Here is a 21,649-nt window from a genome sequence, read left to right as displayed (position 1 = left end):
GCTCATCGGATGATGGCGTTGCATGAACGAATGGTTATGGCATGCGGGTCCTGATGGACCCGCATTTTTAATTTGTATGGAAACTAACTTTTGGAGGTGGCACGTTATTAGCAGAGAACATCAGATCAATGACGAAATCCGCGCACGCGAAGTTCGTGTAGTTGGACCAGAAGGTGAGCAGATCGGGATTAAGCCGATTCGCGAAGCGCTTCAGATGGCAATCGACGCAAGTATGGATCTCGTCAATGTCGCACCGCAAGCGAAACCGCCAGTATGCCGGATTATGGACTATGGTAAGTTCCGCTACGAGCAGCAGAAGAAAGAGAAGGAAGCACGCAAGAACCAGAAGATCGTCGATCTGAAGGAAGTGTGGTTCCGCTCCAACATCGAGGAGAACGATTATCAGACGAAGCTTCGCAACGTCGTGAAGTTTCTGAAGGATGGCGACAAAGTCAAATGCTCCGTTCGCTTCCGCGGACGCGAGATCGCGCATGCCGCGATCGGACAACGGATTCTTGATCGTCTATCTAAAGAAGTCGCCGAAATATGCAGCGTTGAGCGTGTCCCGAAATTAGAAGGCCGCAGTATGATCATGATTTTGGCGCCAAAAAATAACAGCTAACACATATTTCAAGGAGGAACATTCGAATGCCTAAGATGAAAACGCACAGCAGTCTGAAGGACCGCTTCAAAATTACCGGTACGGGCAAAGTAAAACGTTACAAAGCGTTCAGAAACCACCTGCTCTCCCACAAATCCGGCCGTCAAAAACGCGTTCTGGCAGGTCAACCGCTTATGGCTGCGGGCGACGTTCGCCGTATTCAACAAGGTCTGGCTAACCTCAAATAGTCTATTATCGCGAGAGAGTCGCGATGCACTTTATAAATTAAACCAACCTACAGGAGGTCTTCACTCATGGCAAGAGTTAAAGGCGGATTCGTCCGCGCTCGTCGTCGTAAACGGATTTTGAAGCTGGCGAAAGGTTACTTCGGTTCGAAACATCGCCTGTTTAAAACAGCAAAAGAGCAAGTAATGAAATCGCTGTTGTACGCATACCGCGACCGTCGTCAAGTTAAACGCGACTTCCGCAAACTGTGGATCGTTCGTATTAACGCGGCAGCTCGCCAAAACGGTCTTACGTACAACAAATTCATGTACGGCCTGAAGCTCGCTGGCATCGAAGTGAACCGTAAAATCCTCGCTGACCTCGCAGTCAACGACATCAACGCGTTCAACTCGCTCGCAGGCGTTGCAAAACAAAAAATTAACGCGTAGTTCACGCGTTCCCAGAGCCTTGTCCTTTCGTGGGACAAGGCTTTATTTTATTTTCACCCACCCAAACCCTCTTGGATCACCCACCCAAACCCTCCCTTGCAGGGAGGGTTTGGGAGGGTGGATGAACGTCCAAGCAGAAGCCGATGTGCGTGCATAATCTGCAAGATGACGGGGAGGAGGGAGTATGCATGCGTAATGTTTCCGAGCAAGAGGTGAGGAAACTGATCGGCCAAACGATCTATGCGACCAGACGTGACGGGTCGGTCGTGGTCGGAAGGCTGATGCGTGTTGAAGATAATAAGATTTATGTAGAGACAGTCGGCAATAGCGGCGGGGTGCAGACGCGGGCGATATTGCCGCTTATCTTATTTGATTTGCTTGCGATTGGCTTGTTCACCGGAGGCGGCTGGGGCTGGGGCGGAGGCGGCAAATGCTGCCCGCCGTACGGCGGCGGCTATGGCGGCGGACCAGGCTACGGACCGTACGGGGGCGGTGGATATGGGCCATATGGTGCGGGATACAACAATTATGGTCCGTATGGACCGAAAGCAGGACCGTATTATGGGCCGAAAAGCGGCGGCTTCGATTATTAAGCGCGGCGTCCGAACCGTCGTCTTCTAGGTGCAAGCCTGACGAACGGCTTGCGCATTTCATGGCAGCGCACTTTGTCTGCGAATCCAGTGATGCGGTAGCCAAGCTTCTCGTAGAAGCGGACTGCCGCGTCGTTGCTTTCATCGACATAAAGCATCGCTTCCCGGCACCCGGAAGCGATGCCGTATTGCTCGGCTCGTTCCATGAGGCTTGCACCGACGCCGCGATGACGACAAGACGGATGAACGGCTAATAGATCAACATACAAAGTATCGCCCTGCGCTATAGCATGGACGAACCCGTAAGGGTAGTTGGTAGTAGAATAAGAAGCAACATAAGTTGCTCCCAGATCCAGCCTTGCCTTGAGTTCTTTAGGAGATGGGGCATCAAGGATAGAGTATAGATAAGAGAATGGAATGATCTCGTCCTGAATGAGCTGAAGAATCGGCGCATCGTCCGTATGCGGAGATCTTGTGCGGATCGTCAATCCGATCGCCTCCCTTGCAGTGCTACAGTAGTTTATGCGGCGCTTGCGCTGACGGCGAAAACGTCGCATAAGTTTTCCGACATAGGCACAACCTAGGCTTGACGAACCGAAAACACGGGCATATAATAGGTTCTAAGCTAATACGTTATCGGCAATGATGAGGACGAAGTGTTAAGGGCTCTTTTGCTCAGAGAGCGGATGGAATTTGCTGCAACCATCGCCAAAATCCCTTTTCAACGAGCTCACCTCGGAGCCATTCCCTTGAAAAGCGTAATCGCGTATTAGGGGGAATCGACTGGCACACGTTACTGTGCTGATAGGTAAGAACGTTTGTGCACACCGTTTTTACCTGCCGAGGTTGCGCATTGCGAGATGCGTAACGAATTTGGGTGGTACCACGGAAGATCATGCCTTTCGTCCCGTTGCTCACAGTAGCAGACGGTGACGGGAGGCTTTTTTGTTTGGTTTTTATGAAAGGAGAGATGAAGATGGCGACGCAAGGTGCAACGCTGCGTTCGAAACAAGAACTGATCGAGAAAATGAGCAAACCGGAGGTCATTACCGGTTCCGAAATATTGCTTCGCAGTCTGGTGCTTGAGGGAGTCGAATGCGTATTCGGCTATCCGGGCGGCGCCGTCTTGTACATTTATGACGCGATGCATGGGTTTGATGATTTTCATCATATCCTGACCCGTCACGAGCAAGGCGCGATTCATGCAGCTGACGGCTATGCACGCGCATCTGGCAAGGTCGGCGTATGTATCGCAACGTCCGGACCAGGGGCAACGAACCTTGTAACGGGTATCGCGACGGCGTACATGGATTCCGTACCACTCGTTGTCATTACAGGTAATGTCGTACAGGCCGCAATCGGGACGGATGCCTTCCAAGAGGCTGACATTGTCGGCATTACGATGCCAATTACGAAGCACAGCTACATGGTACGTAACGTTGAAGATCTGCCGCGTATTATTCACGAGGCGTTCCATATCGCTAACACGGGTCGCAAAGGTCCGGTTCTGATCGACATTCCGAAGGACGTGTCGGCTGCGAAGACGCTGTTCAAGCCAGTTACGGAAGAAGTATCGATGCGTGGATATAATCCGACTGTTTCGCCGAAGAAGCTGCAAGTGGACAAAATGCTCAAAGCAATCGAGGAAGCAGAGCGTCCGCTCATTCTCGCAGGCGGCGGTGTTGTATACTCCGGTGCGCACGAGGAGCTTCTCGAGTTCGCGACGAAGACCGGTATCCCGGTCGTTACGACGCTGCTCGGTCTCGGCGGCTTCCCAAGCGGGAACGAGCTGTGGGTCGGCATGCCGGGCATGCATGGCGCATATGCCTCGAACATGGCGATTCAAGAATCGGATCTGCTCATTAATATCGGTGCACGTTTCGACGACCGCGTAACGATGAAGCTGGACGGCTTCGCGCCGAAAGCGAAAATCGTCCACATCGATATCGATCCGGCTGAGATCGGCAAGAACGTTCCGACGGACATTCCGATCGTTGGCGATGTTAAGACCGTACTTCAAACGGCGAATCAAGAAGCTCGTCCGGCTGCGAAAGCCGGAGCATGGCGTGAGAAGCTCGCAGCATTGAAGACGGAGTTCCCGTTGTCATACGTCGATTCCGATGTCGAGCTGAAGCCGCAATGGGTAATCGAGATGCTGCATGAGACGACGAAGGGCGAAGCGGTCGTCACGACGGACGTCGGCCAGCATCAGATGTGGGCGGCTCAATATTACAAATTTAATCAGCCTCGTTCCTTTATTACCTCGGGCGGCCTTGGCACGATGGGCTTCGGATTACCGTCGGCGATCGGCGCTCAGATGGCGAACAAGGACCGTGTCGTTGTATCGATCAACGGCGACGGCGGCATGCAAATGTGCGCGCAAGAGCTTGCAATCTGTGCAATTAACAATATTCCGGTTAAAGTAGCGATTATCAATAACCAAGTGCTCGGCATGGTTCGTCAATGGCAAGAGCTTATCTATGACAACCGTTACAGTCACATTGACCTCGCAGGCAGCCCGGACTTTGTTAAGCTTGCAGAGGCTTACGGTGTCAAAGGGTTCCGCGCGACGAACAAAGAAGAAGCTCGCGAGGCTTGGGAAGCAGCGCTTCGCCATCCAGGTCCAGCAGTTGTAGAATTCGTCGTCCGCAAAGGTGAGAATGTGTATCCGATGGTTACACAAGGTAACACGATCGACGAAATGATCTTGGGGGATGCGGAATGAAAAAACATACCTTAGCAATTCTCGTTAACGATCAGCCGGGCGTTCTGCAGCGGGTATCGGGTCTGTTCGGACGCCGCGGCTTCAATATTGAAAGTATTACGGTCGGTTCCAGCGAAGAGCCGGGCTTGTCCCGGATGGTTATCGTAACGTCGGGCGACGACAATATGCTGGAGCAAATTACGAAACAGCTTTACAAGCTGATCGACGTCATTAAAGTCGTCGACGTCAGCAGCAGCCCGATGGTAGCTCGCGAGCTCGCACTCATCAAGGTGGGTGCGGAGCCTGCGGCTCGACCAGAAGTGCTTGGCGTTGTTGAGACATTCCGTGCAGCGGTCGTCGATATCGGCCCGTCGTCGCTGATCGTACAAGTCGTTGGCGATACGGAGAAAATCGATGCGATGATTGAGCTCCTCAAGCCATATGGCATTCGCGAGCTGTCGCGCACGGGCGTTACGGCCATGGTTCGCGGTTCGGTTAAATAAGCCAGCGGAATCTGTGGAAAGTTGGATCAAGCCGCTTTAAGCGGGGACGGTATTTATAGTATAATGGTAATTCCTGCGGCTATCTTCATGAGCAGCTGCAAGGTATGATTAACGTATCAAGCAAGTAGCAATTATGGCTCTACTAGGAGCGGCTGCGGACAAGCCCGCAGCCGCTCGATATGAACAACAGCCCGTATTGGGCGGGTGTTTAAGCTGGGAATTCGCTCGGGAGACCGCACACGGCCTTTACGATCGCTTCTCTGTTTAAACACCCGCTCAATGAGGGTTCAATTTAAAGGAGGCATTTTCTAATGGCAGTTACGTTGTACTATGAAAAAGATGCAGATCAAAGCGTACTCGCAGGCAAAACGATCGCAGTAATCGGTTACGGCTCCCAAGGTCACGCACAAGCTCAAAACCTTCGCGACAGCGGCCTGAAGGTCATCATCGGCCTGCGCCCTGGTAAATCGGCTGAGAAAGCGAAAAACGACGGCTTCGAGGTTCTGGAAGTTGCAGAAGCAGTTAAAGTAGCTGACGTTGTACAAATCCTCATGCCTGACGAAACGCAAGCGAAAGTATATAAAGAAGAAATCGAGCCTAACCTCAAAAAAGGTGCAGCGCTCATGTTCTCCCACGGCTTCAACGTACACTACGGTCAAATCGTGCCACGCCAAGATTTGGATGTACTGCTCGTTGCTCCTAAATCGCCGGGCCACATGGTTCGCCGTACGTATGTAGAAGGCTTCGGCGTTCCTGGTCTGATCGCAATCGAGCAAGACGCTACAGGCAACGCTAAAGCAATCGGTCTCGCTTATGCGAAAGGCATCGGTTGTACGCGTGCCGGCGTCATCGAAACGTCGTTCCGTGAAGAGACGGAAACGGATCTGTTCGGTGAGCAAGCGGTACTGTGCGGCGGTGCTACGGCACTCGTTAAAGCAGGCTTCGAAACGCTCGTAGAAGCAGGCTACGCTCCAGAGATGGCTTACTTCGAGTGCTTGCATGAGCTGAAGCTGATCGTCGACATGATGTATGAAGGCGGCCTGGCTTCGATGCGTGACTCCATCTCGAACACGGCTGAATACGGCGACTACGTTACGGGCCCACGCGTTGTAACGGAAGAGACGAAGAAAGCAATGAAAGCGGTACTGGACGATATCCAATCCGGCCGTTTCGCACGCGACTTCATCCTCGAGAACCAATCGAACAAAGCAATGCTGACGGCTACTCGCCGCCGCGAAGCAGAGCATCCGATCGAGAAAGTCGGCGGCCAGTTGCGTGAATTGATGCACTGGATTAAGAAGTAATTGATTTTCCCGGCATCATAAGCTTTACTATAAATCCCGGTTCATGGGCGGATGTCCGCCAAGATCTTACTAAGATCTTGGCGGCTCCACTCATGCTCCGGGATTTTTTATTTTAGTCTCCGAGGACTGGCGAGAAATCCGTCTTTTTGCTTATATGCTTCATGGAAGAGAGATGACGGCAGGGTATTTGCACGCATGAACAATAGGCTTTGATCATAACTATAACTATGTCGAATTTCGCTTTGAACTAGGCAGAAAGGAGGCGGTATGAAGCTATGACAGTCAGAGCGCAGTCCTAATAGCGGAGCAGCGCGACGCAATTGCGGAAGAAAATGTAAGCGCTTTATGTTAGGCCTAGAGTCAATTATTGTATTTCCATACTACGTCGTATGAGGTAGGTATTTAGATCAATACCGCAATAATTTTGCGGTATAACGCAATGCATATTGCGATGCAGTGGGACTACTCGAATGCTATACTGGGGACAAGAGTTTAAAATTACATTATATTTCAAAGGTGGTAATGAAAATGCTTAGAGAAGTAATTGCACAACTGAAGCAAAACCACGGAACAATGACTCGGTTTGTACAAGGTAATGTGGCTCTAGCAGGTGTTAATAATAATCAGCAGCAGGCTATACTGGACATCTTTAAAGGTAAGGTGACTGCAGAAGAGCAAGTTCGTGCATTTAACCCTTTCTGGGGATGGTAGTTAATATGTAAGAGCAAACCGGTAACGATAACTCGAGCCGGTTTTTTTTTAAGGGGATTATTAACTAATGATTAAAATAAAATATTCAAACTGGATATTTTTATTTATTTCGGTTATTATTGCAGGTTGGTGTACTGTATTGTATTTTAGTATACCCTATATAGGGATTAATTTAGACGAGTCGGAAGGAGAATGGATTGTATCTGAGTTAGATAAAAAAGCATGGGCCGCACAGGAGGGGATGTTGCAAGGGGATGTAATTACACAAGTTGATTATGAGCCGGTTGAAGGTAAGGAGTTAGAGAAGCATTACGGAATTAATACTGCGACAAGCATTACCATCATGAGAGATGGAAACCTACTCGAGATTGATTTTTCAGATAGGTCCAAGAGACCTATTCAGTGGAATGTATCTATTATCCCAATGGCTTTATTCGTAGTGATGCTAACCTTTTCTTCGTTTTTAGCCTATAAGAAGCCGATGGATCTATCGGCTACACTGCTGATATTATTTTTGATGACAGTAGCGGTTGGATTTTTGTCGGGGTATGGAAATGTAGTTGGTGATATTTTCTCGGCTATAGTCCTCCAAATAGCACTAACCTTTGCACCTCTATTATTTCTTCATTTTATAAAGACTTACTTTAATAAAATGGGGATTGCTCCTGTTCATAAACGTGTTGTCACGATTGGATATGCGACGGTTTCTGCGTGGAATTTTTTTTATATACTCTTTATTCTCATTAATGCCAACGGTAATACAACCGCACATTTATTGAAAATTACGGGTCTTATAATATTTATAGCAGGGACGCTTGTCACGTTGTTTGTTCAAGTCCGGATGTACATTAAGTTCCGTAATTCATCCCAACAGGTCTTAATGATCTATATGATGATTGGCAATATCACTTCATTCTCTCCTATTATCATTTTGAACTTTTTGCCGATGTTATTATTAGGAAAGTATTTTGTAGATGGCGGTATAGCCTTAGTATCTTTTATATTTTTACCATTGACGTATCTGTATCTTATAATCTCGAATCAACTGTTCGACATCGAGTTTATTATCGGTAGACTCCGGTATTATTTGATTGTAGCCTTCTTACCGACGCTGTTATTCATGGGTGGATTCGGACTAATCTTTATGGATACATCGATTCGTCCTGCAGTATGGGGTCGAATGTTTGTTGTCACTTACGGCTTAAGTATACTTTTCTTATATTTAAGAGAAAGATTAGATCGCAAGCTCCGGAACAAGGTCATTAAAGGAGCACATGAATTCGAGCAGAGCTTGGAATCCTTCTCTAACAAAATTTCCGAAGTGATGAAGGTTAGCGAGCTGGAGCAATGCTTATCGAAGGAGCTGCTTCAGTTACTGCCGATTGATGCGGTCGGATTTATAGAATATAGAATGAAGCAAGATCAGACGATCAAATGGAATCGAACGCATGGCAATGTTCCAATCGAAGAATTGTATTCGCATCTGAATCAGGATTGGTCTGGGTTAAAGGTTGGACAAGGCTTGAAGCTACCGAAAGGGATCTGCTTTAAAATCGGTCAAGACAGAGGCATACAGCATTTGGTATGGATTGGCGACAAGGTGAATCATACGGAGTTTAATCTTGATGAGAAGCAGTGGATGCGCACCATGATGACCTATGCTGGATTTGTGTACCAGAACCTTCAGCTCATCGAGGGGCTAGTTCAGGATCTTGATTTGAAGCGAGAAGAGGCTCCGCCGTGGGTGCTTCGGCTGCTGTTCCGGTTATCGGAGCAAGAAAGACGGAAGCTGGCCAACGATCTGCATGATTCAGCTCTTCAGGATCAGCTGGTATGGTATCGGAAGCTGGAGGCTATCGTGAACGATGAAGCAGAGATGACAGCGAATATCCGTTCAAAATTGCATGAGATCAGTGAAGGGCTGCTCGATGTTATTCACCAAATCCGCGAAACCTGTAACGAGCTTCGACCGCCGTTCTTGAAGGAGAAGGGGATCATTGAAGCGATTAACAATCTGTGCGACTATGCCCAGCTGAATGCGAACTTTACGATTGAGTTCAATCACCAAAATTTCCGTGTCGAGCTGGACGATGAATATGTGCTCGCGGTGTACCGAATTACACAAGAGCTGCTGCGCAATGCGATGAAGCATTCGAAAGCAACCCATGTACAATTGCAGCTCTACTACGAAGAGCAGCAGCTACGTTTCCACTACAAAGATAATGGAGTCGGAATCGAAGCGGATCGGCTGCAATCGTCTTTTGACCATATGGGGCTGACGGGTATTCGAGAGAGGGTGTCTGGACTAGAAGGGATGACAGATTTGCGTACGGCACCAGGCGAAGGCATGGAGGTTGATGTTGTGCTGCCGCTGCCGACCGAAGACGAGGAGCGGAATGTTAACGAGGTAAGGAGGACGAATGATAATCGCACGAGGCCGATAGCGGCAATCTCCCATTCCGCTGACCTATAGTTCATTTCAAGGTAACGGAGACATGATGGGATTAACTTTGTCTATAATATTACGTTCATGAAGGCAAGAAGTTCGTTCGAACAAGACGATTCTTCCTGCCTTATTTGTTATGGAATAACTTTCTCCTTCATATATTGTTACGTATTTCAATCTATGAATGGGAGGTTGTCCGTTCTGAGACGGTACAGGATGAGATTCGGCATCCTTGCAGCAGTACTTGTGCTGTTGTGCAATATGTTGGTTGGCTATAGTGCGAATGCGGCGGGAGAGCAGCAGCAGTTAATTATCGTGAATAAGAAAACGAACAAACTAGCATTTTACGTCGACGGTGAACTGATTAAAACCTTTTCTGTTGCAACGGGAAGAACGAGTAAGCTGACTCCTGAAGGCAGCTTCCCGATTGTGAACAAAATTAAAAACCGACCATACTACAAAGAGAATATTCCTGGAGGAGACGCTCGCAATCCGCTTGGCGACCGGTGGTTAGGACTTGATGTGAACGGCACCTACGGAACGACTTATGCGATTCACGGCAATAATAATTCCAAATCAATCGGGAAGTACGTCAGCTCCGGCTGCATTCGGATGTATAATGACGACATTCACTGGCTGTATCCGCAGATCGAGCTCGGAACGATCGCCGTCATTACAACTTCGGATCAGTCGTTCGACGAAATTGCCGAAGAGCAAGGTTACCCGGTGCTGAAATATTACGAAGGAAAATTGCGTTTGAACGGCAAAACGATTAAGCTCGATCGGAAGCTGATTATAATCGATTCGCGCGTCTATATTCCGATGCGTGAACTATTCGACCTCCTTGGCGGGACAATACAATGGAACAACAAGACGAAAACCGTATCGGTCGTCATTAACGGCCGAACGATTACGCATAAACCGCCGTCGGCCACCGTCCATGTGGATGGAACAGCGACAGCTATTACCGCTTCAAGAGTAGTTGACAGCATGATTATGCTGCCTCTTCGCAACGTAACCGAGCTTACCGGCTATAAGGTGACGTGGAACGCCGAAGCGAAAGAAATCCGGATTACGGACAATAAGAAATAACGCTCCAAACATCAGCCAGTGAACAAGCAACGGCCAGAGGAGACAGTAGCCAGTGAAGACTTATCTTCGCTGGCCTTTTTTTTATGCGGAGCCCGGGGGACTCGGGGCGGAGCAGCAGGGTGGGGAGCGTTAGAAGGGGAGCGGGTCCCGGTAGGGACGGCAAGCGGTGGTGAAGCAGAGATGATGGGAGGGGGGGAATAGAGGGGAGATGGTAAGGCGTAGAAAGGGACGGAATAATGTAGAGCGGGTCCCGGAAGGGACGGAAAGCGGTGGGGCGGTTGAAAGGAACTAAGGAGCGATTGGGGAGTCCAGAGGGCGGGAGCCCTTTGGGGCCCTCCCTGGCAGGGAGGGGTTGGGAGGGTGGATAGCACTCCAATAGGCTTAAACTATAAACTCGATAGCTTTTATATCTTTGCGGAGAGTCCGTATTTATGGTACAACTGATATAGTTTAAGAATCTACTGCGTAAGAGAAGAGGAGTGCAATTATTATTATGGCAGACGTGAAGAAAATTGCGGTACTCGCCGGCGATGGCATCGGTCCAGAGGTTGTCGGCGAAGCGATTAAAGTGCTTAAGAAAACAGAAGAGCTGTTCGGCTATCAATTCGAATTCGAGCATGGCCTGTTCGGCGGTATTGCAATCGATGAGAAAGGTACGCCGCTTCCGCAGGAAACGCTTGAAATTTGCCAAAAGGCGGACGCTGTACTGCTCGGCGCAGTAGGCGGACCGAAATGGGATAACAATCCGAAGGAGCTTCGTCCAGAGACGGGTCTGCTCGGCATTCGCAAAGCGCTCGGCCTGTTCTCGAACATTCGTCCGGCTAACGTGTTCGAATGCTTGATGGACGCTTCGACGCTGAAGCCTGAAGTGCTTGAGGGCACTGACCTGATCGTCGTTCGTGAGCTGACGGGCGGCATCTACTTCGGCGAGAAATTCCGCCGCGACGGTGCTAATGGTCAAGAAGCGGTCGATACTTGCGTATATAATGTACAAGAGGTTGAGCGCATCGTGCGCCAAGCATTCGAAATTGCACAAACGCGCCGTAAGAAGCTCGCTTCGGTCGATAAAGCGAACGTTCTTGAGACGTCGCGCCTGTGGCGTGAGGTTGTAAACCGCATTGCTCCTGAATATCCAGACGTTGAGCTGGAGCACGTGCTCGTCGACAACTGCGCGATGCAGTTGCTTCGCCGTCCGGCAAGCTTCGACGTTATCGTAACAGAGAACATGTTCGGCGATATTCTGAGCGACGAAGCGGCAATGCTGACGGGCTCGATCGGCATGCTGTCGTCCGCATCGCTTGGCGAAGGCAGCTTCGGTCTATACGAGCCGGTACACGGCTCGGCACCTGACATCGCAGGTCAAGGCATCTCTAACCCAATCGCGACGATCCTGTCGGTAGCGCTCATGTTCCGTCTAACGTTTGGCTACCATGAAGCGGCTCAAGTCATCGAAAATGCGGTCAAATGGGTGCTTGACGCAGGTCATCGTACGGGCGATATCGCAGTCGATAAGAGCAAAGCAATCGGTACGACGGCGATGGGCGATCTGATCGTCGCTGCAATGAGCAAGTAATCGAGTGCTGGGAGGGAGGTTCACACCGATGGCCGAACGTTTGGTAGGACGCCCCGCTCCGAACTTTATGATGGAGATGGTATCCGGCGACGGAGAACATTTCGGTAAAGTGTCCTTGTCCGACTATAAAGGCAAATGGCTCGTATTCTTTTTCTATCCGCTTGATTTCACGATCGTATGCCCGACGGAAATTACGGCGCTTAGCGAAGTATATGCCAAGTTCAAAGAGCTGAACACGGAAGTGCTCGGCGTCAGCACGGACAGCATCCACAGCCATCGGGCATGGATTCGTACTGACAAGAACGATAACGGTGTGGGCAAGCTGAACTTCCCGCTCGCTTCGGACATTACGAAGAGCGTTGCGCGCGATTATGGTGTACTGATTGAAGAAGAGGGCGTCGCTCTGCGAGGCCTGTTCATCATCAATCCGGACAGTGAGATCGTGTACCAGGTTGTTAATCATAACAACGTAGGACGCAGCGTTGAAGAGACGCTCCGCGTGCTGCAAGCTCTTCAATCTGGCGGACTATGCCCGATTAACTGGAAGCCGGGCGAGCAAACGCTCAAAGCAAATTAACGAACCAATAAGCAGCATCGTTCCGATGGGACGGTGCTGTTTTTTTGTTGTGTCAAGACTGCTTAAAATTGGATGTAGGCGATTGGCAGGAATTTCGCATAGTGGCAGCGAATACTTTATTTAAAGAGATTTAAAATCTGTGCATATCGGGTAAGCGGTTTACAAGCCGCTATTCAGGTAAAGAGGTGTATGTCGATGAGTTTCTGCTGTGGAGCAAGCATGATCGGCGCGAAAGGGACGCTTAAGCATTTTCGAACGCACATTCATAATGTCCCCATCTTATTCTGTCCGGTATGCCAGAAGATCGAGGTTCATCATCTTATTGAGAACGAATACGATATTTTGGCTGAATTCGCGTATGGCGACGGTGCGACCGAAATCGATTTTCAAGATTACGTGGAGAAGGACCCGAAAGTGTTGTTCGAGAACTGCGTGAATCATGAGAACGAGGACCCGCTGGAGATCGTCGTAAGTCAAATCGATATGGCGCTTGATTTACTCGTTCTAGCGAAGCAGCTCGGCGACACGGAGTGGGAGCAAGACTTAAAGAAAAGGCTAAGCGTGTTAAGCACGAGGCGCACGAAGCTGCGTCAACGGCTGACGTCTTAGGGATGAATGCTGATGAGTGAGCCTCCGATAGCGGAGGCTTTTTTATTGCAGGAGGGCTAGAAGCCCCCTTAATTGAGTATGTGGGAACGAATGATATAAATGAGGTGACACGGTTGCTTCTCGTACTATTTAAACGATTCTTAAGCAAGTTTAGCAGCACGAGTCATCCGAATCATACGCCGGAGCAGACCGTATTACGGATCAGAGCAGGTGACGAGCAAGCAAGGAGCGAGTTCATTGCCCGTTATGAGCCGTATCTCCTCAAAGTGACAAGCGGTTTTTGCAAAAGATATATTAATCCGGAGCAGGATGACGAATACAGTATTGCTCTGCTTGCTTTTAATGAGGCGATCGACAGCTTCTCGTCAGATGCTGGGAGATCGTTTCTCGGCTTTGCCGAAACGGTCATTCGCCGACGGCTCATTGATTATGTCCGGTAGGAGCAGCGGCACAGCCAGTCCGTTCCGTACAGCTCGTTCGATCGGGAGGAAGAGGATGAGACGATTACGAACCCGATCGAGACGAGTCAAGCGCTGAAACAGCATGAACGCGAACGGGAGAAGGAAGACCGAAAGCATGAAATTATGGAGTTCTCGGCAAGATTAAGGGAGCTTGGCATCTCATTCTCGGATTTGGCAGATCAAGCGCCTAAGCATTCGGATACGCGCCGGATGCTGTTTCAGATCGGACGAATAGCTGCAGAGCAGGCAAGATTCTATGATTCAATTGTCGACAAAGGGAGGCTGCCCGTTACGGAATTAGCGGAAGAGGCGGGTGTATCGCGCAAGACGATCGAACGAAATCGCAAGTATATTATTGCACTTGCATTATTGTATAGAGGCGATTATCCATACATACTAGCATACATATCGCAGTCGCCGGATAAGGCTTATTATTCGAATGCAGCGAGGGAGGTGAAACTGTGAGCGGCAAAGGAATTGTGATGGAGGTTAATGCAAGGCATTATATCGTGCTTACACCTAGCGGAGAATTCCGTAAAGTGCCGCGCACAGGTCAGCCTAATGCTGATATCGGCGACGAGATTCCATTATTGCCGAGACGGCGTGCAAGTCGGCGTACAGCTTGGACGATAGTGTCAGCCGCACTTGTGATGCTGATTATTTTCCCTCTCGTGCTTGTGCCGAATACGAAAGCAGACCCGATTGTTGCCTATGTTACGTTGGACGTGAATCCTAGCGTGGAGATGGGGATCGGTGCCAAGGAGCAAGTGAAGGAGCTGCGCGGGTTGAACGCCGAAGGCGAGCAGATTGTAAGCGGGCTTGATTATAAAGGAGAGAAGGCAGCGGATGTAGCGGTCGAGATCGTTGCCAGAGCGTCTGCGATTACGGCGTATTCTTCCGGGGAGGAGCAAGACATTCTTATTGCGAGCGTCGTCCTAGAGGGCGGGACGAAGGACCCGGATCAATTCGAAGCAGAGCTAGAAGAAGACATTCGCGGAGCTGTCACGAAGCAGGTGGCGGATGAAGAGCATGTGACGATGCTGTCTGCGCCGCAGGAGGTGCGGGAAGAGGCTGCGCGGCAAGGCGTGTCGACAGGGAAGATGGCGGTTTATTTGCTCGCGAAGAGTAAAAATCCTGAGGTGCAGCTGGACACGCTGAAGACCCAGACGATCCATGAATGGACGGAGCCCGTCGGCGGTTTGAAATCGGTAGTGCCCGCGAAGTCGTCTAAGTCTGAGAAGAGCGGGGAAGCTGCTGCACCTGTCGACCCGGTTAAGCCGAAGGCAGATGTGCCGAATATTAATGCCCAAGCAGACGATAACAACAATAAGAAAAATGCAGATAAGCGGAATAAGCAGGTGAAGGAGCATCTGAAGAAGCTGCTCGAGCTTGAGAAGAATGGCAAAGCAGCGAACAATAATCAAAAAGACGGCAAAAAGCCGAGCGGTGCGGCTAAAGTGCAGAAGCCGAACAATGACGGCAGTTCTACTAATATGGCTCCACAGAATCCGAAGAAGCAAGACCGTTTGAAGGACAGCTTGAGCAATAAGGCTCGCGATGAGCGTAAGGACGACAACGCACAGCCTGTTCTATCTGGTCGCAGCGAAATAGACCGTAACGGCACGAATGGGAACGGCCGGGACGGAAGCATAGGCAATCAAAGACATGGAGACAGCGCAGGCAGCCGGATGAACGACAACAGCGGTAAACCAAACGATAGCAATACGAAAGACAGCAGCACTGGCAATAACAACGATAACGATAGAGCTAATAGCAGTAAATCTGGTCCTGGCAAATCCGGTCCTGGCCCAAGCAAATCCGGTCCTGCCCAATCGAGCGATGGTAAGCATGGCAATTCTAACAGCAGCAAGAGCGGCGACCGCGATAACGTTAAAGGAAATGACAGACCGGGTGCAAAGGACGATGATCTCGACAATAAGCGGAAGGAAGGCAATACCGTCGACAGCAAAGAGCACAACAGAGGCAAAGAGAAAGAGAAAGACTAACACCGTTGTTAATCAATAGGCGGACTATCGTGCAAGGCGGCGATAGCCGCCTGTTGTTGCTGTTCATAAAACGTTTTCGGTTATTGGGTGTAGATGTGATATTTTCCACTATTTTTCGACAGGATCTCCGATTGACAACGGTTACAGTATCATCTATCATATTGATTACGAGTTACTGGAGCTGTCCCTTACGTCTGCCTTGGCGCAGGATGGCGGGGAAGATCGGAGGCGGTGCAGGGATGGACATGTTCCTCATGAACAAGCCGACGGATGCCATACACGCGAGACAAAGAGGACGGGAGCTTGCAAGAAGCGTAGGGTTCTCAGCAGTAGAACAGACGCGGATTGCGTTCACGATTTCGGAAATGGCCGCCCAGTTATTAGAATCGAAGTCGCAAGGCCATATGATCATCAAGACCATTCACCGAAATAATAACGAGATGGGAATAGAAGTTCGACTGTACGATCATTCGTCAGGGAGTAGTCATCTGGATTCGGATTGGATGCTAAGCTTGGTAGATGACATTGACATCTGCCAAGATATGATTAGAGGTACGACCATTTCGTATCGCAAGTGGCTGTCGCCTTCCCGATCCTATGATAGACTACCCGTTCTGTCTGTTCTTGCTGCTGGGGAGGAATAAGTTATGCAAGAAATTCGTAGGCGCTATTTGTCTGCGCTTGCTGAATACATTCGCAGCGAGAGCGAGGCTTCTTTGTATCAGGCCACCATGCTTGGTAAGATGCTCGGAGATGTGCATCCAGAAGAGATTGTCGGTCTTCACGCCGAATGCACGCAGACGCTTGCCTTGAATGTAGAGAACGAAGACTTGCGGGGATTGCACAGCCGGGCCTATAACTTCCTAACCGAGCTAATGGTCGCATACCGGTTCCGAAGCGAGCTCGAGAAAGCGACAGACAAACAAATGACAGAAATGAGGGAAATGCTGTATCATTCCCGCAATTCGTCCAAACGGGTGAAGGAGCATTTCGAGAAAATCCTTCAGCATTTGGACTCGGGAATTGCTTTATTCGACGAGAACGGAATATTAACATTCGTGAACATTATGCTGGCGAGAATGATGGATGTTCAGCGCTCCTCATTGGTCGGCTGCTCTCTTATTGAGCTGCTGCGGCATCCGAAGCTGAAGCGAAGCACACGCAAAATGGTCCTTCGCGTATACAAGGGGACGATTGCAAGACGCAGCATTTATTTTGAATTCGAGGACACGAATGGCAGACATTTTCTGACGACCGTAACGTATGGTGATAAGCTGGAGGGTCATTTTCTCGTCAGTGTGAAGGATGTTTCGGATTTCAAAGCGATCGAGCAGACCGCTTACCAGAATGATAAGCTGGCTATGCTGGGCAAGATCGCGGCAGCTATTGCGCACGAGATCCGTAATCCACTGACATCGATTCGTGGGTTCATTCAGCTGTTGCGTCCTCATCTTGTGCAGCTTGGTAAGGATGAATATGCAAGAATTATCGTTGCAGAGATTGACCGGGCGAACGATATTATTTATGAGTTTTTGAACTCTTCGAAGCCGACGGCGCCCATGAAGCAGCAGATATCGATCACCTCTCTGCTTAAAGAGGTTATTCTGCTGACTGAGAGCGAAGCGCTAATGCGTGGGTCTCTCATTCAATTGGAGTCTTATGAGGAATCGATGCTCGTGTCCATCGATGTGAAGCAGGTTAAGCAGGTGATGCTTAATATTATGAAGAACTCGTTGGATGCTATCGCGGATATAAGCAGCGAGCGCAATGGCCGAATCGATATCATTGTTCGGCGGATCGATAACAATGCAGAAATTACAATTCGGGATAATGGCAAGGGGATGGACCGATCGACGCTCAGTCGGCTGTTCGACCCTTTCTTCACGACCAAGGAGGCCGGTACAGGACTGGGGCTGTCCGTCAGCTACCGAATTATTCGTAATCATGGCGGCTCTATTGCAGTGGACAGCGTTCCGGGTGAAGGAACAGTGTTTAAGATCCATTTGCCATTAATCGGCTAAAGCTTTAGAATCGGGGTAGGCATTCGGCATACCCCGGTTCTTTTTTGTTCGGAACAGGAGAAAGAAAGGATGATGAGACGATGAAATTTCAGTTTACATATGGAGCGGCTGCCAGCGGCGAGCTGTCAGCCTTTGATGCGACAGTGAAGCTCATTACGGGCGAGGAGCTTCAAGCGCAGGGGGGAGCCCCGTGGATTCATCCACAGGTAGACGACGAGTTAAGAAGATTAAGTGCGAAAGGGCTGTTTAAAGGAGAGAAGGGTCAGAAGGTGACGATCGCAACGCTCGGGCTGCATGCCGGGGCGCAAGCGCTGTTCGTCGGCTATGGCGGTGTGACAGCCGACGAGCTGCGGGAAGCAGGGGCAGCTAGCGCCAAGGCGTTAAGAAAGCTGAAGGCGCGGCGGGTACAGGTGCTGGTTCCGTCAAGTGTGCTTAGCGGTAATGCGGATTGCTCCGCTGAGCGGGCAGCGCAATCTTTCACAGAAGGCTTGATACTCGGCTGGTATGAGCGCCCGAAACGGAAGCGCGAGCATGGCAAGGAGCTGGAGCCGGTAGACGTTCAATTCATTCCGGAGGCGCAGGAGGCAGGCGGTGAAACGGCCAAAGCGCGCTGGTCTGCTGGCGTTAAGCGCGGCGAGCTGTTTGCGGAAGGCACGCTGTTCGCGCGCGATCTAACGAATATGCCGGGTAATGAGCTTATTCCGGAAGGCTTGGCGGAATATGCCGAGGAGATCGGACATCGTTACAGCTTCGACGTCGAAATTATCGATGAGTTTACCGCTATCGATATGGGCATGGGCGGACTAATCGGAGTAGGCAAAGGCAGCGCCCATCCGCCGCGGATGATTGTGCTTCATTATGAAGGGGCGCCGGACAGTAAGGATGTATGGGGCATTATCGGCAAAGGGATTACATTCGATACGGGTGGTATTTCGCTTAAGCGCGCCGAAGGCATGGAGGAAATGATCGGCGATATGGGCGGCGCTGCAGCGGTGCTCGGAACGATGCGGATCATCGGGGAGTTGAAGCCGAAGATCAATGTCATTGCAGTCATCGCTGCGGCTGAGAATATGCCGTCCGACCGTGCATTGAAGCCAGGCGATGTCATTGTGACGATGAGCGGCCGTACAGTTGAAGTCGTGAATACGGATGCAGAGGGCCGTCTTGTTCTCGCTGATGCGCTGACGACGGCGATTCGCCGCGGCGCTACTCGGCTGATTGATATCGCGACATTGACTGGCGCTGTCGAGGTCGCGCTCGGCAATGTGGCAACAGGAGCGGTCACGAACGATGAGCTGCTGCTGCAGGACATCATCCGTGCAGGCCGCACGGCAGGCGAACGGATATGGCCGTTCCCTTCGTATCCGGAATATCGGAGACAGCTGGACAGCGATGCAGCCGACTTGAAGAACAGCGGCGGCCGATTCGCCGGTACGATTACAGGCGGTTTATTCATTGGTGCATTCGCCGAAGACCTCCCATGGGTTCATCTCGATATTGCGGGAACGTCTTGGCTGAAGTCATCGCGCGGCTGGGAGTCCAAAGGGGCGACGGGCGTCATGGTACGGACGCTGGCTGAGCTGCTATCTAGCCGCTCTTAATCAGGCAGCAGGCCGCGGAAGCGGCCTGTTTGCATGATGCACATCATGAATGGGGGAAACCGGGGGATGAGAGGCAGATTAAGTGTTCTGGTCAGTATCGTTGTGGCGATGCTTGTCGCTTCCATGGACAGCACGATCGTCAATACGACGATGCCGGTCATTGCGAAGGAGCTGGGCGGAGCAGAGCTGTATGCTTGGACGTTCGCCAGCTATATGATTTTTTCTACTGTGCTTGCTCCGGTAGCAGGGAGGTTGTCCGATTTATTCGGCCGGAAGAAAGTGTTCGCTGCTGGCATTGTACTGTTCTTGCTCGGTTCAATCTTGTGCGGAAGCGCCGATACGATGCTGCAGCTCGTTCTGTACCGCGCCGTTCAAGGCATCGGAGCGGGTGTGATGAACCCGTTCCCAATTATTATTGCAGGAGATTTGTTCTCCGTTGAGAAGCGCGGCAAAATTCAAGCGTTATTCACGGCCATGTGGGGCATATCGGCTATTCTCGCGCCGCTGCTCGGCTCCGTCTTTACGGAAGCTTGGAGCTGGCGGTATGTCTTCTACGTGAACATTCCAATCTGTATATTATCGCTCTTGCTGCTTATACCATATCGGGAGCAGTATGAGCCGAAGCGGGCTAAGGTGGACTATGTTGGGGCGGTCATTTTTACGGCTGCAATCAGTCTGATGCTGCTGCCGACGATCGTCGAGCACGGAGGCTTGCTTTACTTGGCCGGAGGCATCGTGCTGCTGGTAATGTTCTTCTTGTATGAGAAACGGCATTCTTCGCCGATTGTTCCGCTGTCGTTGTTCAGCAATAAGCAGGTGGCATGGATGAACGGTAACTCGCTGCTCGCTTACGGTGCATTGTACGGTGCTTCAAGTTATTTACCGTTATTTCTGCAGAAGCAGGGCTACTCGATTTTTCTAAGCGGGGTCGCTATGCTTAGCATGTCGGCCGGCTGGATGGCTTGCAGCGTACCGGCTGGCCGCTGGATTGGCCGATTCGGATATTGGAAACTGATCGTAACGGGCAATGTGCTGCTCGTTCTATCTGCCGCTTGGTTTCTGCTGTTGTCACAATCGTCAGGCTTCTGGTTCGTGTTCGCCGGCTCGACGATATTCGGACTGGCTTTCGGTCTGCTGTCAACCGTTGCGATCATCGGCTCCCAGCAGCTGGTCGGACCGACGGAGAAAGGGATATCTGCCTCCCTGCAAATGTTCTCCCGCAATATAGGAACTGCTATCGGCGTCACTATTATGGGGTCGTTCTTGAATCATTCGACGAAGCTGCTGACCAGCTTTAGAGAGATGTTTCTGTACGGCATCATTCTAAGTGCAGTCGCCCTGCTGTGCTCTCTGTTGTTCCACGAGCGTACTGGCAGGAAGGTGCAGGTGGAGGCTTAAAGCCTTCGCATAACGGCGGGAATATGATTTGGTACAAGTCTAATGGTTATGCTACCATGTTAATAGATTTCAAAACTGCTAACGGGACGAGTGACGATGCGGGAAAAAGCGACCATTCAGCAGATCGCGGACTTCGCAGGACTGTCTAAATTCGCAGTATCGCGTGCGCTGGCGGGTAAGTCGGGTGTAAGTGAGGCGACGAAGGAGCGGATACTGAAGGCAGCCGGACAATTAGGCTATTTCCGTACGAAGGCAGCAGGTAGACCGGAGCAGTTGAACGATCCGGAAGCGGTCAAAGGGTACGGTCGTTGTGCTGTTCCCAAATATCCGGTATCAGAACCGGGAATCCAGCTACTGGGGACCGGTGTTCGCCGGCATTTGCATGAGGCTGAACTAGAAGAGTATGGATATCGTGACGCTGACGAAGCTTGTCAGTCGGGGATACAGAAGGTTTCAGTTCGTCGGCGATATCGGGTATGCCCACAGCTTCTATGAGCGCTGGATCGCTTACAAGTCTGTACTGGAGCACGTCGATTCCGGAGCAATGCGGCGTTACCGGCTTCGATAATACTTCTCCTGACTTGACGACGGTGAATGTGAACAAGGAACTGCTCGGCATGCGGGCGGTCGACAAGCTGCTGTGGCGGTGTGTACCGATCCTCGAATGCTGAGCGTCTGCTTATTACAGGCGATGTGCTTATGCGTGCAAACGACATTGAACTAATAGAATGATAGAAATATGGAATCATGATGGAGCGAACCGTCGGCTGTGATAAGC

Annotated in this window: 21 protein-coding genes and 1 pseudogene; 21 read left to right on the top strand and 1 reads right to left on the bottom strand. The window is 50.5% G+C overall.

The annotated features are described in order from the left end of the window. The first annotated feature begins 76 nt into the window (after positions 1–76). From infC to PXY01_RS13410, 4 genes are all read left to right on the top strand, one after another. Positions 77–622 (top strand): translation initiation factor IF-3, encoded by a 546-nt coding sequence (gene infC, locus PXY01_RS13425; RefSeq protein ID WP_127570569.1) that lies wholly within the window; start codon positions 77–79, stop codon positions 620–622. Between the two features lie 26 nt (positions 623–648). Beyond that, positions 649–849, top strand: a complete 201-nt coding sequence (rpmI, locus tag PXY01_RS13420; protein WP_091186665.1) for a 50S ribosomal protein L35 — start codon at positions 649–651, stop codon at positions 847–849. A gap of 66 nt (positions 850–915) precedes the next feature. After that, positions 916–1,275 (top strand): 50S ribosomal protein L20, encoded by a 360-nt coding sequence (gene rplT / locus PXY01_RS13415; RefSeq protein WP_127570530.1) that lies wholly within the window; start codon positions 916–918, stop codon positions 1,273–1,275. A gap of 188 nt (positions 1,276–1,463) precedes the next feature. After that, the gene (locus PXY01_RS13410) at positions 1,464–1,868 is read left to right on the top strand and encodes a hypothetical protein (RefSeq protein WP_127570529.1); all 405 of its coding nucleotides are present in this window, start codon (positions 1,464–1,466) and stop codon (positions 1,866–1,868) included. Here PXY01_RS13410 and PXY01_RS13405 read toward each other — a convergent pair. Further along, positions 1,865–2,353 (bottom strand): GNAT family N-acetyltransferase, encoded by a 489-nt coding sequence (locus tag PXY01_RS13405; RefSeq protein ID WP_164744415.1) that lies wholly within the window; start codon positions 2,351–2,353, stop codon positions 1,865–1,867. The genes PXY01_RS13410 and PXY01_RS13405 overlap by 4 nt on opposite strands. Before the next feature lie 488 nt (positions 2,354–2,841). On the opposite strand from PXY01_RS13405, the gene ilvB reads away from it, so the two are divergent. From ilvB to PXY01_RS23315, 17 genes and pseudogenes are all read left to right on the top strand, one after another. Next, entirely contained in the window at positions 2,842–4,590 is a 1,749-nt protein-coding gene (ilvB, locus tag PXY01_RS13400; protein ID WP_127570568.1) for a biosynthetic-type acetolactate synthase large subunit, read from the top strand. Further along, a complete protein-coding gene (gene ilvN / locus PXY01_RS13395; protein WP_127570527.1) occupies positions 4,587–5,072 on the top strand; it encodes an acetolactate synthase small subunit in 486 nt (161 codons plus the stop codon). Before ilvB ends, ilvN begins: the two co-directional genes overlap by 4 nt. A 311-nt stretch (positions 5,073–5,383) precedes the next feature. Continuing rightward, positions 5,384–6,376 (top strand): ketol-acid reductoisomerase, encoded by a 993-nt coding sequence (gene ilvC / locus PXY01_RS13390; protein ID WP_127570526.1) that lies wholly within the window; start codon positions 5,384–5,386, stop codon positions 6,374–6,376. A gap of 528 nt (positions 6,377–6,904) precedes the next feature. Then, a complete protein-coding gene (gene comX, locus PXY01_RS13385; RefSeq protein ID WP_127570525.1) occupies positions 6,905–7,087 on the top strand; it encodes a competence pheromone ComX in 183 nt (60 codons plus the stop codon). 1,144 nt (positions 7,088–8,231) lie between these two features. Further along, entirely contained in the window at positions 8,232–9,560 is a 1,329-nt protein-coding gene (locus PXY01_RS22845) for a sensor histidine kinase (RefSeq protein ID WP_246027924.1), read from the top strand. A gap of 189 nt (positions 9,561–9,749) precedes the next feature. Then, the gene (locus tag PXY01_RS13375) at positions 9,750–10,625 is read left to right on the top strand and encodes a L,D-transpeptidase family protein (protein WP_246027923.1); all 876 of its coding nucleotides are present in this window, start codon (positions 9,750–9,752) and stop codon (positions 10,623–10,625) included. A gap of 493 nt (positions 10,626–11,118) precedes the next feature. After that, positions 11,119–12,198, top strand: coding sequence for a 3-isopropylmalate dehydrogenase (gene leuB, locus PXY01_RS13370; RefSeq protein WP_127570522.1), 1,080 nt, complete (start codon positions 11,119–11,121; stop codon positions 12,196–12,198). A 28-nt stretch (positions 12,199–12,226) separates the two neighbouring features. After that, positions 12,227–12,775, top strand: a complete 549-nt coding sequence (locus tag PXY01_RS13365; protein WP_127570521.1) for a peroxiredoxin — start codon at positions 12,227–12,229, stop codon at positions 12,773–12,775. A gap of 195 nt (positions 12,776–12,970) precedes the next feature. After that, on the top strand, positions 12,971–13,384 hold the full coding sequence (locus PXY01_RS13360) for a hypothetical protein (RefSeq protein WP_127570520.1): 414 nt from the start codon (positions 12,971–12,973) through the stop codon (positions 13,382–13,384). A gap of 113 nt (positions 13,385–13,497) precedes the next feature. Then, positions 13,498–13,824 carry a sigma factor gene (locus tag PXY01_RS22840; protein WP_246027922.1) on the top strand — a complete coding sequence of 109 codons (327 nt, stop codon included), beginning with the start codon at positions 13,498–13,500 and terminating at the stop codon, positions 13,822–13,824. 144 nt (positions 13,825–13,968) lie between these two features. After that, positions 13,969–14,310: a hypothetical protein gene (locus PXY01_RS22835; RefSeq protein ID WP_246027921.1), complete on the top strand. Its 342-nt coding sequence runs from the start codon at positions 13,969–13,971 to the stop codon at positions 14,308–14,310. Continuing rightward, entirely contained in the window at positions 14,307–15,851 is a 1,545-nt protein-coding gene (locus tag PXY01_RS13350; protein ID WP_127570519.1) for an anti-sigma factor domain-containing protein, read from the top strand. Before PXY01_RS22835 ends, PXY01_RS13350 begins: the two co-directional genes overlap by 4 nt. A gap of 239 nt (positions 15,852–16,090) precedes the next feature. Further along, positions 16,091–16,495 (top strand): ATP-binding protein, encoded by a 405-nt coding sequence (locus PXY01_RS13345; protein WP_127570518.1) that lies wholly within the window; start codon positions 16,091–16,093, stop codon positions 16,493–16,495. Positions 16,496–16,498: 3 nt separating this feature from the next. Then, the gene (locus PXY01_RS13340; RefSeq protein ID WP_127570517.1) at positions 16,499–17,872 is read left to right on the top strand and encodes an ATP-binding protein; all 1,374 of its coding nucleotides are present in this window, start codon (positions 16,499–16,501) and stop codon (positions 17,870–17,872) included. A gap of 80 nt (positions 17,873–17,952) precedes the next feature. Continuing rightward, positions 17,953–19,473: a leucyl aminopeptidase gene (locus tag PXY01_RS13335; RefSeq protein WP_127570516.1), complete on the top strand. Its 1,521-nt coding sequence runs from the start codon at positions 17,953–17,955 to the stop codon at positions 19,471–19,473. 66 nt (positions 19,474–19,539) lie between these two features. Beyond that, entirely contained in the window at positions 19,540–20,871 is a 1,332-nt protein-coding gene (locus tag PXY01_RS13330) for an MFS transporter (protein WP_127570515.1), read from the top strand. Between the two features lie 96 nt (positions 20,872–20,967). Beyond that, positions 20,968–21,603: pseudogene (locus PXY01_RS23315) on the top strand (LacI family DNA-binding transcriptional regulator). Positions 21,604–21,649 lie beyond the last annotated feature (46 nt).

It is taken from the genome of Paenibacillus xylaniclasticus (assembly GCF_004001065.1).
Taxonomy (GTDB): Bacteria; Bacillota; Bacilli; order Paenibacillales; family Paenibacillaceae; genus Paenibacillus_T; species Paenibacillus_T xylaniclasticus.
Note: the sequence above shows the minus strand (reverse complement) of the source record. Positions and strands in the feature narration are given on the sequence as shown.

Excerpts from the sequence above, each read along its gene's own strand:
- infC (WP_127570569.1), top strand. The coding sequence starts at position 77 with ATGGAAACTAACTTTTGGAGGTGGCACGTTATTAGCAGAGAACATCAG.
- rpmI (WP_091186665.1), top strand. The coding sequence starts at position 649 with ATGCCTAAGATGAAAACGCACAGCAGTCTGAAGGACCGCTTCAAAATT.
- rplT (WP_127570530.1), top strand. The coding sequence starts at position 916 with ATGGCAAGAGTTAAAGGCGGATTCGTCCGCGCTCGTCGTCGTAAACGG.
- PXY01_RS13410 (WP_127570529.1), top strand. The coding sequence starts at position 1,464 with ATGCGTAATGTTTCCGAGCAAGAGGTGAGGAAACTGATCGGCCAAACG.
- ilvB (WP_127570568.1), top strand. The coding sequence starts at position 2,842 with ATGGCGACGCAAGGTGCAACGCTGCGTTCGAAACAAGAACTGATCGAG.
- ilvN (WP_127570527.1), top strand. The coding sequence starts at position 4,587 with ATGAAAAAACATACCTTAGCAATTCTCGTTAACGATCAGCCGGGCGTT.
- ilvC (WP_127570526.1), top strand. The coding sequence starts at position 5,384 with ATGGCAGTTACGTTGTACTATGAAAAAGATGCAGATCAAAGCGTACTC.
- comX (WP_127570525.1), top strand. The coding sequence starts at position 6,905 with ATGCTTAGAGAAGTAATTGCACAACTGAAGCAAAACCACGGAACAATG.
- PXY01_RS22845 (WP_246027924.1), top strand. The coding sequence starts at position 8,232 with ATGGATACATCGATTCGTCCTGCAGTATGGGGTCGAATGTTTGTTGTC.
- PXY01_RS13375 (WP_246027923.1), top strand. The coding sequence starts at position 9,750 with ATGAGATTCGGCATCCTTGCAGCAGTACTTGTGCTGTTGTGCAATATG.
- leuB (WP_127570522.1), top strand. The coding sequence starts at position 11,119 with ATGGCAGACGTGAAGAAAATTGCGGTACTCGCCGGCGATGGCATCGGT.
- PXY01_RS13365 (WP_127570521.1), top strand. The coding sequence starts at position 12,227 with ATGGCCGAACGTTTGGTAGGACGCCCCGCTCCGAACTTTATGATGGAG.
- PXY01_RS13360 (WP_127570520.1), top strand. The coding sequence starts at position 12,971 with ATGAGTTTCTGCTGTGGAGCAAGCATGATCGGCGCGAAAGGGACGCTT.
- PXY01_RS22835 (WP_246027921.1), top strand. The coding sequence starts at position 13,969 with ATGGAGTTCTCGGCAAGATTAAGGGAGCTTGGCATCTCATTCTCGGAT.
- PXY01_RS13345 (WP_127570518.1), top strand. The coding sequence starts at position 16,091 with ATGGACATGTTCCTCATGAACAAGCCGACGGATGCCATACACGCGAGA.
- PXY01_RS13340 (WP_127570517.1), top strand. The coding sequence starts at position 16,499 with ATGCAAGAAATTCGTAGGCGCTATTTGTCTGCGCTTGCTGAATACATT.
- PXY01_RS13335 (WP_127570516.1), top strand. The coding sequence starts at position 17,953 with ATGAAATTTCAGTTTACATATGGAGCGGCTGCCAGCGGCGAGCTGTCA.
- PXY01_RS13330 (WP_127570515.1), top strand. The coding sequence starts at position 19,540 with ATGAGAGGCAGATTAAGTGTTCTGGTCAGTATCGTTGTGGCGATGCTT.